Origin of the sequence: Pseudomonas sp. F9001 (genome assembly GCF_013385435.1) — a bacterium.
In the GTDB taxonomy this organism is placed as follows: Bacteria; Pseudomonadota; Gammaproteobacteria; order Pseudomonadales; family Pseudomonadaceae; genus Aquipseudomonas.
This window is the reverse complement of sequence record NZ_JACAPX010000011.1, coordinates 425,677-438,544: the sequence shown is the minus strand read 5'-3', so window position 1 is coordinate 438,544 and position 12,868 is coordinate 425,677. Positions and strand designations below refer to the sequence as shown.

At 56.0% G+C, this 12,868-nt stretch carries 18 protein-coding genes; 5 read left to right on the top strand and 13 right to left on the bottom strand.

What is annotated here, in order from left to right; all coding sequences use genetic code 11:
• Positions 1-31: 31 nt before the first annotated feature.
• The 13 genes from HX818_RS10845 to HX818_RS10785 all read right to left on the bottom strand — a co-directional run bounded on the left by HX818_RS10845 (position 32) and on the right by HX818_RS10785 (position 8,650).
• Positions 32-655, bottom strand: a complete 624-nt coding sequence (locus tag HX818_RS10845; RefSeq protein WP_177020052.1) for a putative metallopeptidase — start codon at positions 653-655, stop codon at positions 32-34.
• Between the two features lie 424 nt (positions 656-1,079).
• Positions 1,080-1,424: a hypothetical protein gene (locus HX818_RS10840; protein WP_177020051.1), complete on the bottom strand. Its 345-nt coding sequence runs from the start codon at positions 1,422-1,424 to the stop codon at positions 1,080-1,082.
• Positions 1,421-1,759, bottom strand: coding sequence for an MFS transporter (locus HX818_RS10835; protein WP_177020050.1), 339 nt, complete (start codon positions 1,757-1,759; stop codon positions 1,421-1,423). Before HX818_RS10835 ends, HX818_RS10840 begins: the two co-directional genes overlap by 4 nt.
• A 137-nt stretch (positions 1,760-1,896) precedes the next feature.
• The gene (locus HX818_RS10830; RefSeq protein ID WP_177020049.1) at positions 1,897-2,859 is read right to left on the bottom strand and encodes a hypothetical protein; all 963 of its coding nucleotides are present in this window, start codon (positions 2,857-2,859) and stop codon (positions 1,897-1,899) included.
• A gap of 11 nt (positions 2,860-2,870) precedes the next feature.
• A complete protein-coding gene (locus HX818_RS10825) occupies positions 2,871-3,056 on the bottom strand; it encodes a Com family DNA-binding transcriptional regulator (RefSeq protein ID WP_177015841.1) in 186 nt (61 codons plus the stop codon).
• Positions 3,057-3,518: 462 nt separating this feature from the next.
• On the bottom strand, positions 3,519-4,064 hold the full coding sequence (locus HX818_RS10820) for a hypothetical protein (RefSeq protein WP_177020048.1): 546 nt from the start codon (positions 4,062-4,064) through the stop codon (positions 3,519-3,521).
• Entirely contained in the window at positions 4,061-4,651 is a 591-nt protein-coding gene (locus HX818_RS10815) for a recombination protein NinG (RefSeq protein ID WP_177020047.1), read from the bottom strand. The genes HX818_RS10820 and HX818_RS10815 overlap by 4 nt, the downstream gene beginning before the upstream one ends.
• Complete coding sequence (locus HX818_RS10810) at positions 4,648-5,118, bottom strand: hypothetical protein (protein ID WP_177020046.1); 471 nt, start codon at positions 5,116-5,118, stop codon at positions 4,648-4,650. The genes HX818_RS10815 and HX818_RS10810 overlap by 4 nt, the downstream gene beginning before the upstream one ends.
• On the bottom strand, positions 5,115-5,912 hold the full coding sequence (locus HX818_RS10805) for a hypothetical protein (protein WP_177020045.1): 798 nt from the start codon (positions 5,910-5,912) through the stop codon (positions 5,115-5,117). Before HX818_RS10805 ends, HX818_RS10810 begins: the two co-directional genes overlap by 4 nt.
• Positions 5,899-6,879 carry a phage replication protein gene (locus HX818_RS10800; protein WP_177020044.1) on the bottom strand — a complete coding sequence of 327 codons (981 nt, stop codon included), beginning with the start codon at positions 6,877-6,879 and terminating at the stop codon, positions 5,899-5,901. Before HX818_RS10800 ends, HX818_RS10805 begins: the two co-directional genes overlap by 14 nt.
• 1 nt (position 6,880) lies before the next feature.
• Positions 6,881-7,684 carry a Rha family transcriptional regulator gene (locus HX818_RS10795; RefSeq protein ID WP_177020043.1) on the bottom strand — a complete coding sequence of 268 codons (804 nt, stop codon included), beginning with the start codon at positions 7,682-7,684 and terminating at the stop codon, positions 6,881-6,883.
• A gap of 69 nt (positions 7,685-7,753) precedes the next feature.
• On the bottom strand, positions 7,754-8,368 hold the full coding sequence (locus tag HX818_RS10790) for a hypothetical protein (protein WP_177020042.1): 615 nt from the start codon (positions 8,366-8,368) through the stop codon (positions 7,754-7,756).
• Between the two features lie 54 nt (positions 8,369-8,422).
• Complete coding sequence (locus tag HX818_RS10785; protein ID WP_063030611.1) at positions 8,423-8,650, bottom strand: helix-turn-helix transcriptional regulator; 228 nt, start codon at positions 8,648-8,650, stop codon at positions 8,423-8,425.
• 43 nt (positions 8,651-8,693) lie between these two features.
• Between HX818_RS10785 and HX818_RS10780 the strand changes: the two genes are divergently transcribed.
• The 5 genes from HX818_RS10780 to HX818_RS10765 all read left to right on the top strand — a co-directional run bounded on the left by HX818_RS10780 (position 8,694) and on the right by HX818_RS10765 (position 12,782).
• Positions 8,694-9,401, top strand: coding sequence for a LexA family transcriptional regulator (locus HX818_RS10780; protein ID WP_177020041.1), 708 nt, complete (start codon positions 8,694-8,696; stop codon positions 9,399-9,401).
• Positions 9,401-9,640 carry a hypothetical protein gene (locus HX818_RS31195; RefSeq protein ID WP_256346306.1) on the top strand — a complete coding sequence of 80 codons (240 nt, stop codon included), beginning with the start codon at positions 9,401-9,403 and terminating at the stop codon, positions 9,638-9,640. Before HX818_RS10780 ends, HX818_RS31195 begins: the two co-directional genes overlap by 1 nt.
• Before the next feature lie 242 nt (positions 9,641-9,882).
• The gene (locus HX818_RS10775; protein ID WP_177020040.1) at positions 9,883-10,920 is read left to right on the top strand and encodes a P63C domain-containing protein; all 1,038 of its coding nucleotides are present in this window, start codon (positions 9,883-9,885) and stop codon (positions 10,918-10,920) included.
• 949 nt (positions 10,921-11,869) lie between these two features.
• A complete protein-coding gene (locus tag HX818_RS10770; RefSeq protein WP_177020039.1) occupies positions 11,870-12,121 on the top strand; it encodes a DUF1654 domain-containing protein in 252 nt (83 codons plus the stop codon).
• A gap of 454 nt (positions 12,122-12,575) precedes the next feature.
• Positions 12,576-12,782 (top strand): hypothetical protein, encoded by a 207-nt coding sequence (locus HX818_RS10765; RefSeq protein WP_177020038.1) that lies wholly within the window; start codon positions 12,576-12,578, stop codon positions 12,780-12,782.
• The last annotated feature ends 86 nt before the right edge of the window (positions 12,783-12,868 follow it).

Below are 12,868 nucleotides of genomic sequence, written 5' to 3'. Positions count from 1 at the left end.
TGGTTGTCATCCGTCAATACCTGTCATGGAATCAGGCCGACTTGAGCAGACAGGTTCCGCAGGCCCTCGCAATGTTCAATTTCCCCACCTCAGCAGGACTGTTTGCAGCATCCACCAACGCTTGAACGTCAGGGCTTGCACCATAGCGGCGGACGACACCGACGAACTCTTCCACGTCGTGTCCGCGCATCTCAAGCTTGGGTAAGCCGTCTTGGGTGAAGGCTGGCTGACCGTACTTATCGGTCGCCTGGGCGATGTGATAGAGCTCATGCTCCACCAAGGCACAGAAGTCGATGTCGCTGCACTGGGAGCAGTAGTCAGCAGCAAGCGTGATGATGAAGGCCGGCACATCGCCGAACCAATCACGCATCTGTTGCTCCATCCGTGCTTTCTGCCAGCCACCGGCGCGGAACGCTACCTGCTCGGCCTGGCCCAGTACTGTCCTGCCCTGCTTCTCGAAGCTCGACGACGCCCACATGACCTGGATGTCTGCATCCAGTAAGTGGGCATGGTCTTCGTTGTGGATGCTACCGCTTTCGGCAAGGATCTCGGTCTGGAGCCATTCCCACACCTCAGGGGCTGGGGTCAGGCGGATGCCGTAGTCGGAGAGTTCGGACAACTCAAGCAGGGTCGCCGTAGGAGTTGGCCTATGCAAATTAATCCCCCAAAGAAAAAGCCCTGCATCGGCAGGGCTAAAAAACTACTACAGGTAATTACCGTTACATGCCGGGACCATCAGAGCCGTAACCTTTAGGTTTTGGCGTTGGTTTTGGTTTTGACCCAGGCTTCGGCCCAACTATTGGCTTTGGCGGCGGGCATGGTGGGAGATTACCCGCATACTCCTCAGCCTCCTCAAGGGTGCCAAATGGACCCGCTACATCTTCGCCATCAGCATTTACGACGAAATACTCGCCATGACGCAACTCGATTGAATATCCATTAACCACGCTAACTACTTTCAAAATGAAGCTCCCTTTTTGACTGAGGCTCGAGACTATAGAATTCACGGGGCTGGGTACAAGCATTTCGCCACCATGGGCCGCGAACCCTATTGATTTAAGGCACCACGATAAGCGATATCATTTGGGTGATTTTATGTCGGTTGAATGTTGACGCTCGTTGTGCAGGCAGTGCTCGCAATTCAGCGTCCGGCAAAGCCAGACCTTCACCCGCTGCCAGTACGTGACCATGAAGATGTGGCGGGCGCCGGCCAGGGCCAGGGACACATGCAGGGTCAGGCCGGCACTGCTCGGGCCAAAGAAGATGTTCTGGCTGCGTGCCATAACGACGAAACCGCTGATGGCGATCGCCGAGTAGATCAGCTTCCCGAGAATGCCGTCCCTCACTTTCCCACTCAGTACGCACCAGGCTGCCCACAGCGCGATAAGGCCGCAGGCGATGGAGTTGATCAGTTCAAGATTCATGGTGGATTGCCTCCCCCGAACCGTTGGCGAATGAGCGCCCAGAGGTCAGCGGATTTGATGGCTCGATTGATGGCCGCCAGGAGCGAGCCGCCGAATGCCCCCAGCAGGAAGCCGATACCGGCAACGATCTTCGGCTCGGTCACGCCCAGGTTGGTGCTGACCATGCTCGTGAGGTAGATCGAGCAGGCCATGCCGGTGATGAGGAAGATCATCCAGGCACGCCAATCGTTCAAGTCGTCCTTGTGCCACCAACTGGCGATCACTGCCCCAACGAGGCCCGCAATCAGTAATTCGAACCTGTCGATCTTGTCGAGCAGGCGCTGTAGATACTCCATGCGCTCGACTCCGTGGGGCATGTTTGAAATAGGTCAGCCCCGACGGCACTCCCTGCTTAGAGCGAAGGGTGTGGCGGGGCCGAAAATGAAAAAGCCCAGCTCGATGGCTGGGCTCTATTACGCAAGCAGATAGAAGATCATGGAGTCCAGTAAGCAATCTTGCCGCCCGCACCAACAGCTACAAAATTGCCGTTGCCGTAGGCGACGCTCCGGATATCGGTTCCTGCGAAAGTGTTGGCTTGCTGAACCCAGCCGATCCCGTCCTCGGAAACGGCTGTCTTGCCGCCGTCGCCGACAGCTACATACTTGCCATTACCGTAAGCAATGTCGCGGATGATGGTTCCACCGAAACTGGTATCTGCAACAGCAGTCCAGTTAAGCCCATCGGGTGAATGTGCCATCTTGCCATCCGCACCAACGATAAACATTTTCCCGTTGCAAAGCTTCATGGAAAGGATGGTGCTAGTGCCGAAGGTGCTAGTTACGGTCGAGAATGATTGCGGATTACCCGTCGCCATCTTCACAGCCCTAAGCAGCTTCCCATTCGATCCCGCAACCAACACAAAAACGCCAATGACGTTGACGCAGTACACAGTCTCGTCAGAAGTGAAGGTCGTAGTGCGCTCCACCTGGCCTGACCAATCGCCATAACGGGAAAAGACTTTACCGTTAGAACCAACCAGTATCCAGGTCGCGTCGCTGCCGGAAATTGGCTGATAATATGCAATGCCTTGCAAGTCTCCGGACACGCGAACAGTTGCCGTAATGTTTGTCCAAGCCCTTTCAGGGCGTGCTGTGCTGCCGTAGGCCACATTGCCGGATTGAGAGAGGGCTTGAAGCTGTGTCCCAATACCGTTCCAGTACAGATCGTTGAGGACCTTTCCGCTATCAGAGGTGACGACGTCCTTAAACCTGGTCCAAGTTGTACCAGTCGCGCCTCCGCTGACAAGCTGAGTGGTTGTGGGAAGACCGTTGCCACCAGCCGCATAAAACTTGCCGTCCCCAAAAACCACGCGCCTAAGCATGCCGGTGTTATCCACCGGTTGCACTTGGGTCCAAAGATCTTGCAAGGTTTGAGACGCCGAATTTGCGTTTTCCATTTTAAACTCCGTTACTTAGCTGATTTAAGTTCAGGCCTCTGTATTGGGCGTATGGCGCTCATCGGCGATTGCTCGAGGCTCGCGGCCTTCACATGATTCAACGTCCCGCATCGGGAACATTTGATCTGGAGCTCTGTAAACCCACCCGTACGGGCGAGAAGTCGGTTGCAGTTACCGCATCTGATTTCTTTCAACATCTGCAAATTCCTTTTGCTGAATCGCCCTTCCGTGGGCAATAAAAAGCCCCGCACTTGGCGAGGCTCTCTTCGCGTCAAATATCAGTTTTCAGCACAGTCTTCACACAGAGGGTGACCACCAATATGCGTGGTCGCATCCTTCTCACAAAAATCACATTGGGTCCCCGGTCGTGGGTCAGCAACTTCTTCGCAGGACTCACAAAGGTTACGGGAACTCAGATCCTGATCTTCTTCACCACATTCATCACATTTACCAGACATGCTCATTCTCTCTCTTTCTTCTGGGAAGCAATTATCCTTCGAGAGGTAGAGGGACAACAAGAGCGTATCAGCTAGAAAACAGCCCAGAAATAAAAAAACCCAACACAATGGCTGGGTTTTTCAGTGTCAATCCCTAACGCGCAAGATCGACAGGATGGGTAAATACTCTCTCACTTTCTCACTCAGTGCAATGGCTTTTTGCTACGCCGCACAACTTTCGATTAATCCTTCCGCATCTAGCAGTTCCTGAGCGGCAGTGAGCGCCTCGTTCACCTGGTCATCCAGCGTCTTGCGAATCCCTGAGCGCCACCGGTACCGAGTAGATTCAGGCTTGCCGTCGTTATCCCAGTTGGTGATGTCGTACCAAGCGGCCGGCAGCACAGCGGCAGAACGCTTTCCGTCGGCACCGGCAACTTGCGGAATGGCCCAGGTCAGCACCGCGCATTCCCGGAAGCGCTTCGGCGCCGGGGTCTTCACCGAATTCAGGAGCTCCAAAATGGCGCCATGCTTTCGCTCCTGGTGCGTCGAGTATTTCGCCACCAGCGCGCGCCAGTGCGCCGGAGTGAGCGCCTTGTGCAGCCGACCGAATACCCAGCAGTCTTGGAGAAACGCCGCCTCCTTACCGACGATCTCCCCCTTCTGCTTGGCGCACTGCACCTTCGGCTCAAAGTCACAGCCGCCGGCGGAACTGATGGTCTCGGCCGCGAGGGCTCGAACTACTGCTGAAACAACGTTGCGATAGGTCATGCTGCAGCCCTCTTCAGTTCTCTGGTCCTTGCCCGGTAGTAGGCTTTGATGCCCTTGATCTGCTCGACGGAGTACTTACGCACACTCTGGTCAGCTTCTAGAGCGTCGACAGCCTCCTGGCCGATTCGCGCAATCAGGCCGATCCGGTAGTCCACGGCGTTGCCCGAAAGGAATCGGTTGTCCTGCTTGCTCTGGGCGTGACAATTGCGTTCGTCGAAGCGCAGGTGCGGCGCGGAGCCAACGCTGCGGTAGTGGCCGGCATCGACTGCGTTACCACTCCAGTCCAACGGCTTGCCGCTGGAGATGCAGAGGTGGCCGGCGGCCTGGTCCCGGGTGCGAACGTACTCGTTGAACGCCTGCTGAGCCTCACGAATGTGTTCGCCGCGGCTCTTCAACTTCTCCTTGCGGACCTTTATCTCGCGGCGCTCAACCTGGGCAAGCGACTTGCGCGCTTTGGCCTGGTTCACGTCCTTGATGGCCAGGCCGCACTTCGGGCTACATACCGCCTGGCCCAGTCGCTGCGGCGGGAAGCTGATGCCGCATGCCGGGTTCTTGCACTTCTTCGGTTTGGGTTGCTTGGCGATCATGCAGCCTCCTTGCTGAGTAGATCAGTGAAAACCACACCTAGGCCCGTGAAATAGGCGGCGATGCGGTCGGTGTAATTGATGCCCTGGGCGCGGTTGAACAGGCTGGTCACCGGGAAACCGTCAGGGCCGAACAAGTGGCACTCCCCCATCATGGCCAACTTCGTTTCATAGGGCAGATGACGCATGACGCGATACCACTCGGCCTGAAAGCCGGCATCCTCGTTCAGCAGGATCTGCACGCCGAAGTGCAGCTTGCAGTAGCGGCGGGCGTCAGCTGCGTCACCGATCTGGGTCATCTCGGCAATGCGCTTGTACATCCCGAACCACAGCCGGTTCTGGTCGAGCGTGCGGTCCTTGCCTGGGCGCAGGGTCACCACCACAAACTTCTTGTCTTTGTACATGGCGCTGATTTTGGTGATGACTTCAGAGAGCCTGGCCTGGCAGTTGACGCTGATCTTGTCGGTCATTGCGCTGCCCTCTTCGCTTCCAGTTCCTGGGCCTGCTTGACCAGCAGCGCCCGGCGATCCGCCAACTCATTGGCCGCTTCAATCCGCATTTCGGTTTTTCGTTCGGCGCTGGCCTTGCGCATCTCCAACATCGAGTTTTTGACCAGTTCCAGCTTCTGTCGCAGAACTGGCGCGGGCTGGGTGACGGCGCCGGTGAGCAAACCGGCAATGGCGCGGCCATCCTCGGTAACTGGAACAATGCTCAGGTCAGCCAAGTACTTTTGGCCGTGTTCTTGGGGGATACGCTTCAACTCCACCGCCTTAGCGACGGCCTGGATACGACGGTTGGCGTCGAAGCCCACGGACACGTGCCAGTTGACCGGTTTCGCATCCTCGCGGGCCTGGCCCACGAACCTTTGGTAGGCGTCGATGAACGCCATGCGCGCACCGATTTTGTCGCCGCCATCCAAGATGGGTTTCGCAGCAGCCAGGGCCAGCTGGATCTCGTCGGTCAGCACCACGGTTTCGAATTCATCGTTGGTGGTCATGGCGATTGCCCAGGCCTCGTCCTTGCCCGGGCGCCCGTCAGAGGACTGGACGCGTTGCAGGATGTCAGCCATTGCCAGTTTGCCCTTCACTTCGAAGCGGCAGGCCTTCAAGGCGGCTTTGACGACGGGCACCGGGTAGGCGCAGAGGTCTTCGGCCATCATCGCGGCAGTGCCCGGGTTCATCTCCTGACCCATGGCCTCGGCTGTAGCGCAGATGGCGGCGGCCAGTCCGGCAACCTGATGGTCGTTCATTTCAGAGGTATTCATTGCGGTCACCTGCTTGGCGTTTGGCCAGAACCATCTGGGCGGCCTGCTCCGCTGCGGAGTGGTTCGCCTCAGTTCGCTCCATCTGGCGGGCGGTGGTGCCGTTGATGCGCTGCCCGGTCACCCACTGGGTGTGATAGCTCTCGGCGTTGGCCAGCAGCTCGTTGAGGCTGTGGCACTTGCGCAGCACAGCGGCGTCGTTGGATTTCAGGTAATGCGCGGCAACGTGGTGAGCAACGTCAGCGCCGAGGCGGTCGACCAATTGGCCGAGTTGACCGCCAACCTTGGCGTTCCAAACAGGCCATGCACCGAGGTAACGTTTGCGGTAGGCCATGGCGTAATTCGCCCAGACCTTGAAGGTTTTGCAGGTCTGGTCTTTGGGGCCCGGCATATCGGCGGGGATCTCAACCCGTGGGGCATCGGTGCGATCAACCACCAGCACCAAGCCGCGGGACTGAGCCGGCTTGCCGGTGGCGTCCTGCAAGTCCTCACTGGTGTCCTGATTGGTACCCTGATGATTGGTATCCTGATTTGTCGGAGATTTATCCGACCCTTGCCCGGATTTTTTTCCGACCTTGCTCGGAGATTTATCCGAGGTAGATCGGATATTTTTCCGACCCTTGTTTTTTGGTGGGGTCGGATATTTTTCCGACCCGTCGAGCTTCTGGTTCCACTCGATCGCCTTCTCTGTGAGACGGAAAAGCGTGATGTTCGAAGTGCTGGAAAGCTCAATCAAGCTAGCCTCTTCCAGGGCCTTCAACATGCGATAAGCGGTGTCTGGCTTGTCAGTGAGCAGCGGTAGCTCCTCGATGATCTTGGCCTTGCTCAGCGCGAAGAAAATCCCGTCATCAGTCTTGATTGGCTTGGTCCAACTCGGGCAGCCGTATACGAAGGCGAACAGCAGGGCCTGCTGAGAATTCAGCCCCCACTCCAGCGCCTTCACCTGGTTAATCGTGACGGTGTATTGCATGTCAGGCCTTCCCGACCTTTGCGGCCAATTCAAGGAAGCGATCCACGTACCAGTGAGGCTGCGTCTCGCGGGGGCATTGAGGGCTGGTGAGGTTCTTGCCGTAGGCCATGCCCTTCTCGGTCACAGACCAGAAGTCCACCATTTCCTGCTTAGAGTTTTTGCGCTGGAGGACCTTGAGGAAGCCGTGGGCTTCAAGTGCAAGGTTGAAGGCGCGTGGCGTGCTGGCAATGGAGTGATCTTTGATCAGAGCGGTGATTGCCTTAGTGGGCATCGAAGAGCCACCAGCGGCATCAGGGGCGGCGTCCACCGCATAGCCTGGAAGGAATTTGGCATCTAAGCCGTTGTTGGTGGCGATCTGGGCGAGCATCATCACTTGGCTGGATGGCGCAGGCTTCAGCATGCGCGTGAAGCATTCCAGGATTGCGAGTTCGCCGACGACCTTCGTGCCGTTGGCGATCACAGCCTGACGTGCTGCGTTGTGCCCCTCCAGTTCAGCCCAGCGACGAATAACAGCGCGACGCATCTTGGCGCTGTAACCGGTGAGCAGTGTATCTGTCAGCTCGCGATCAAGCAGATACTCGACCTGCTCCCGCTTGTACCCGTCCAAATAGATGTGCTCAAAACTGAGCACATCTTCTTCAAGGTCGGTAAGCATGGATACGATATCCCGCTTCACATTGTTGTGGCGCTTTCCGGTGACATTCGCAATTTCGCGTGACGACATAGTCCGCGCCACATTTTGCGATTGCGAAAAACGTGGCGCGAGATTGTTGGGGCTATTGATCGATTCTGTATGTTGGTGCATGATTCGCTCCAGTTGTTTACCGCTGTAGAAAAAGCCGACCTCGAACGTCGGCTTTTTTGTGCCTGCAATTCAGGCTATGGATTTCAGTGGGCGAGCCGACGCGAGCAGTTGCTCTGCTCTACGCCCCAACTCCCCCGCCTTCGCTTCAACCTGGCGGCACTGTTTGGCGAACGCCGGTAGGTGCGGCAGATCCAGTTCGCACATCACCTGGTCGTCGAACACTTCGCTGCCGGTGTCGATCACATCGCCCAGGGCTCGGATCAGTGCGCCGAAGCTCTTGTTTGCGCATTGGTCGCTGGTCATTTGGCGGGCACCGGTCAGTCCGTGGCGGCTTGCGAGCTCGTTTACGCAGTGGTCGCGGAATTCAGGCTCAAGGGCGTTGACCCACGACTCTTCCAGCCAGGACGGCATTTCTTGATCGCCGGACAACCAGCGCTGAACACGCTTGAGCCAGCGGCCGGTCGCCTTCACAAAGTCACCGACATCGTTCTGCAACGTCAGCGCGGCGAAGTCCGGGACCTCTTTGGCGACAGCCTTCTCTGGGCACGACAGATGCAGCTCGCGGCTCAGCGCCTGGGCGAAGTCGTCCTGGCTCAGGCTGGTGCGCGCGATCTGGTTTGCAGCGTGGGCGACCAGCACCTGATCACGGGTTTGTACGGTGTGTCTGGAACTGGACGTTTGCATGGGGACTGCTCTCTTCTAATCTGGCTTCAATGGAACGGCGGACAGGGGTGTCGCTTAGGCGGCCTGAACATCCGCAGAAGATTGCTGCGGAAAAACGCGATCCAAAGTGCATTTCGCACCCAATTCATTCAGCGCCTGGACGATCTTCCGGGCGTCTTCAAGCTTCAATGGGCGAGCCCCCGACTCGTAGTTAGCGAGCCGCGACTGCTTCCAGTTGAGCTTTCGGTGTAAGGCTGCCTGCGTGATTCCGGCCTCCTCACGAAACTCTGCTATGAGATTCATTGCGTTGCTCCTGCGGTCAATAAACCAAGGATAAACACATATCGTGTTATTGGCAAACACAATAAGTGGGCGGATTTTATTTCACTCCGTGATTAAAATTCGATCCATGAAGACACTCGGATCGCGCATCGCGCACTACAGAGAAAAAGCAGGGCTTTCTCAGGCTGCCTTGGCAAAGGCGTGCGGATGGAAATCCCAATCGCGCATAGGAAACTATGAGAAAGATGCTCGGGAGCCAAACCTTGAAGATATCGCCAAGATTGCCCATGAGCTGAAAGTCGATCCGGCAGCGTTACTTTTGCCTGGCGAAAGCCCCTCGAATATTTCAATCGCCGCCCAGCCCACCAAATCATTCCGCTACCCGGTTGTGAGCTGGGTTGCCGCCGGCGCCTGGTCGGAAGCCGTGGAGCCCTACCCGGCTGGAATCTCGGACACCTACGAATTTTCGGAGTACGACTCCAAAGGTCCTGCGTTCTGGCTGACAGTCAAAGGGGACTCGATGACAGCGCCCGCCGGCCAGAGCATCACCGAGGGCACGCTGATCCTTGTGGACACTGAGGCTGAAGTTGCACCAGGTAAGCTGGTCGTGGCCAAACTGCCGGACAGCAACGAAGCCACATTCAAAAAGCTGGTCAGCGATGGCGGACGGCTGTTCCTGAAGCCACTGAACCCAAGCTACCCGATTGAGGCAGTCGACGAGAACTGTCGGATCGTGGGCGTGGTTGTCCAGGCGCTGCAGAAGTTTTACTGATGCCATCCGCCCTTGGAAAGCCATCGACCTCATGGCGAGAGCAGAGCTTTTGGAACAAGGTGTGGACCTATGCTCTGCTGGCACTCATGGTGGTTTTCACAACCGAAGCTGGCATTTGGCCGGACGGCAGTTCATCTCATCGCAAGCGAGTCTTCAGCCCAGGCTTCGTTGTGCTCTGCGTTTTCGTGGCTGTGGTTGAGCTGATAGCGCTGAACCACTTCTATGGTGTGCGAGGATGAGGTGAATACGGGAAAAATTGTGCGTGTACGCTCCCGTGATCAGCGCCATGGGGGGGCTGGTATCTCCTATAGCTAGCAAGAAAGCTCGACTCTCACGCGTTGAGCTTTTTTATTGCTGGCGCAAAAAGGCAAAGCGCCGACTTTATAATTAATGGAAAATCTTCGAGCAACATCAATATTGCTTGCATGCTCCTAGCAATACCAATATTGTTAGGACTCAAACATCAGTCTTGGTATTCCCAATGTCAGACGATTCCAGCAAAAAACCTGTCGGCCGTGCCAAAGGCGGCGCCGCGCGTCAAGCAGCTCTATCCCCCGAGCAACGCCGCGAAAACTCACGAAAAGCTGCGCTCGCAAAGGCTGAGATTGCAAAGCTTCCTGTAGCTACTCATGAATCTGGTGACCATCCTCTAAAAATTGGGGATGTGGAGTTGACGTGCTACGTCTTAGAAGACGGAACGCGAGTTCTCTCTCAGCGCGGTATGCAGGTTGGGATCGGGATGTCGACAAGTGGCGGTTCTTCTGGCGAGCAGCGACTTGCCAATTTCGCGCTTTCTTTATCAGTTAAATCTCATGAAAACAGCGAGTTACAAGCGCGCAGCACTGCGCTCGCCGATCGCCTCAAACAACCAATTCGTTTCCGAGTACCGCGCGTTGGCACAGTTGCCTTTGGGTATGAAGCAACAGTTCTTGCTGACTTGTGCGACATTATCCTCGCGGCGCGATCAGAAAAAATCTTGCAGAAGCAACAATTACACATTGCCGATCACGCTGAGATCCTTGTCCGAGGATTTGCCCGCGTTGGCATCATCGCCCTTATTGATGAGGCAACAGGCTATCAACGCGATCGAGCTAAAGACGCGTTGGCCAAGATTCTCGAAGCTTGGGTTGCCAAAGAACTCCAACCTTATGTGCGCGCATTCCCGGCTGAATATTACGAGGAGCTTTTTCGTCTGCGAGGTCTGAAATATCCGCCTGAGAATCCTAAGTTTCGCCCTCAGTATTTCGGCCTACTGACCAATGACATCGTTTATGAGCGCTTAGCTCCGGGACTCTTGGACGAACTGAAAAAGCAGGCTGCGAAAGATGAAAAGAAAAAACATTTGCACAGAAGGCTTACTCAGGAGGTTGGCCACCCTCGTTTGCGAGAGCACCTTGCTTCAGTCGTGACCGCGATGAAGCTCTCCAATGACTATCAGGACTTCGTTACCAAAATGAACCGACTTCATCCCAGGTTTGGCGACAACCAAATGCTCGACCTCGAGGAAGGTGATCGTTAGCCTATAAACTAGTCGACCGAAAAGGCCGGCGTAGGATGACCAGTTCTGCTTCTTTTTGCACCAGCATGCAGCCCGGCCCAGCGCCGGGCTTCTTGTTTCTGCCCTTTGTCGTGCCACCATTGAGCTGGCAAACCGCGTGACTGCACACTGGATCTGCTGAAGGGTCGGCGCCCAAAAAGTTTACAGAGAGCCCGCCACAGAGCGGGCTTTTCTTTGACTGAAATTTGATCGTGTGAAGCGTGACCTCTGTCGGGGTTTCTTGTCTCGGCCATTCGCTACCCGCTTCAAGATGCTGGCTACCCTGGCCCGCTCAGCATGATTAGATCAGCCCGCGCGGAGAAGGCGACCTTCATGATCGCCTCTACTCCTCTCGACTGCCTTCAGATCCTGATCCGTTATCGCGGACCGCTACCGGGACCACCGCCAGGGCCCCCACCAGGCCCGCCACCTTGATCGTGGCCACCGTGACCACGATCGCCACCACCTCCTGGCGGCATAAAAATCCAGCATCCCGACAGAGAAGACAGCAGAGCAACAACTGCTGCAACCTTGACCAATCGATTTAAAGTCATAACTACGCTCTCTATTCAGGAACAGTTGATTCACGTGATTTATGACAGCTGCAGAATGGGTTACGTCATATTTTTCGTGTAGCGACTTGGTAAGCTTTGTGTTGCAAACGACAAGGACCAATCGCAGCAGCCAACACACCACGGGCTTTCTGCTTTTGCGACATCCTTTTCACCTGGCATTTACAGCACCGGGGCCAAACTCCCCTTACTCCTTTGAAGAATTCCCTTTAGGCCCGCCCATAAGCGGGCTTTTTTTTGCCTGTCAAAAATGCTCCCTTAAAAATATGCATTTATGCATGAAACTTCGTACCGCCCTCTTGCCAAGATATGTCAGCATCAATACTGTGTATGCATACAGTATTCGCAAGGAGCGACGCATGATCCAGGCACCCTACCCCACATCGAAACCGAGAAATTCCTACGAGCTTGTGGGCCATCGCCTGCAACGCTTGATCGCATCTCCCCGGGTCCAGAGAATTCAGTTGGTGGAGGTATCCAGGCGCGACGATGAAAGCCCTGAAGCCTGGCACCAGGTCATCCAAGACATCGGCGACACCGCCGGCATCAGGATCGAACATCTGGATGACGGTGCCGTCAGGATCGGCTGGCGCGAATACTGCGATTCCTAAATGAGCACGCCAGCAGGCGGGCTCACCACCCCGTCCTTCTCAATTCCCCTATAAAAACCACACAGCGTGATTCAATCATGAAAAATACAAACACATTGCGTGTTGACACCATAAACACACTCTGTGATTATCGCCTCAAGCCAGCAACGAAGAACGCCGGCCAGCAGCTAAACCTGCGCCGCTCTTTAGCGATACCCCTTGCCGGATCACAACCGGCCCAGATTCAAAGGCAGCGATGAACCGGCCTAAACGGTTCAGAGGGTTGGCAACTGACCCGGGCGTGCAGCGTAAAGCGCCAAGAACAGTTATCCAGCGGGAGAACAAGCCGAAAGGCCCGTGGCTGGAAGAACAATTGATTCAAGCCAGTGACCGACGCCAGTAGCGGGTCACGGCGGAAGTTTTCACTGATGCACCTGGTGACGGGTGCATTGGGAAAACAACCGGAGATAGCAGCATGGCATTCAAGAAAGGCGACAAGGTGACCTGGTCAAGCGCAGCCAATGGGAGTTGGAAAACGAAGCTGGGCGTCGTCACTCATGTGTACAAAAGCTCCCGCGGGGAACCCGAGCGCTATGAAGTTACGGTTCCACCACCAGAAGGGAGCCAAGCCAAGGCAAAGATTTATTACCCACGCACTTCTGCGCTGCAGCCCGCCGACTGATCAACCAGCGCCACGACAGCCTGTCGTTAAATGCCCGGTCACCTGCATGACAAAATTTCGTACTTTATGGAGCCAATACAATCTAG

Excerpts from the sequence above, each read along its gene's own strand:
- HX818_RS10795 (WP_177020043.1), bottom strand. The coding sequence starts at position 7,684 with ATGCACCAACATACAGAATCGATCAATAGCCCCAACAATCTCGCGCCA.
- HX818_RS10805 (WP_177020045.1), bottom strand. The coding sequence starts at position 5,912 with ATGAATACCTCTGAAATGAACGACCATCAGGTTGCCGGACTGGCCGCC.
- HX818_RS10825 (WP_177015841.1), bottom strand. The coding sequence starts at position 3,056 with ATGTTGAAAGAAATCAGATGCGGTAACTGCAACCGACTTCTCGCCCGT.
- HX818_RS10785 (WP_063030611.1), bottom strand. The coding sequence starts at position 8,650 with ATGAATCTCATAGCAGAGTTTCGTGAGGAGGCCGGAATCACGCAGGCA.
- HX818_RS10840 (WP_177020051.1), bottom strand. The coding sequence starts at position 1,424 with ATGAATCTTGAACTGATCAACTCCATCGCCTGCGGCCTTATCGCGCTG.
- HX818_RS10800 (WP_177020044.1), bottom strand. The coding sequence starts at position 6,879 with ATGCAATACACCGTCACGATTAACCAGGTGAAGGCGCTGGAGTGGGGG.
- HX818_RS10815 (WP_177020047.1), bottom strand. The coding sequence starts at position 4,651 with ATGATCGCCAAGCAACCCAAACCGAAGAAGTGCAAGAACCCGGCATGC.
- HX818_RS10790 (WP_177020042.1), bottom strand. The coding sequence starts at position 8,368 with ATGCAAACGTCCAGTTCCAGACACACCGTACAAACCCGTGATCAGGTG.
- HX818_RS10835 (WP_177020050.1), bottom strand. The coding sequence starts at position 1,759 with ATGGAGTATCTACAGCGCCTGCTCGACAAGATCGACAGGTTCGAATTA.
- HX818_RS10820 (WP_177020048.1), bottom strand. The coding sequence starts at position 4,064 with ATGACCTATCGCAACGTTGTTTCAGCAGTAGTTCGAGCCCTCGCGGCC.
- HX818_RS10775 (WP_177020040.1), top strand. The coding sequence starts at position 9,883 with ATGTCAGACGATTCCAGCAAAAAACCTGTCGGCCGTGCCAAAGGCGGC.
- HX818_RS10765 (WP_177020038.1), top strand. The coding sequence starts at position 12,576 with ATGGCATTCAAGAAAGGCGACAAGGTGACCTGGTCAAGCGCAGCCAAT.
- HX818_RS10830 (WP_177020049.1), bottom strand. The coding sequence starts at position 2,859 with ATGGAAAACGCAAATTCGGCGTCTCAAACCTTGCAAGATCTTTGGACC.
- HX818_RS10810 (WP_177020046.1), bottom strand. The coding sequence starts at position 5,118 with ATGACCGACAAGATCAGCGTCAACTGCCAGGCCAGGCTCTCTGAAGTC.
- HX818_RS31195 (WP_256346306.1), top strand. The coding sequence starts at position 9,401 with ATGCCATCCGCCCTTGGAAAGCCATCGACCTCATGGCGAGAGCAGAGC.
- HX818_RS10770 (WP_177020039.1), top strand. The coding sequence starts at position 11,870 with ATGATCCAGGCACCCTACCCCACATCGAAACCGAGAAATTCCTACGAG.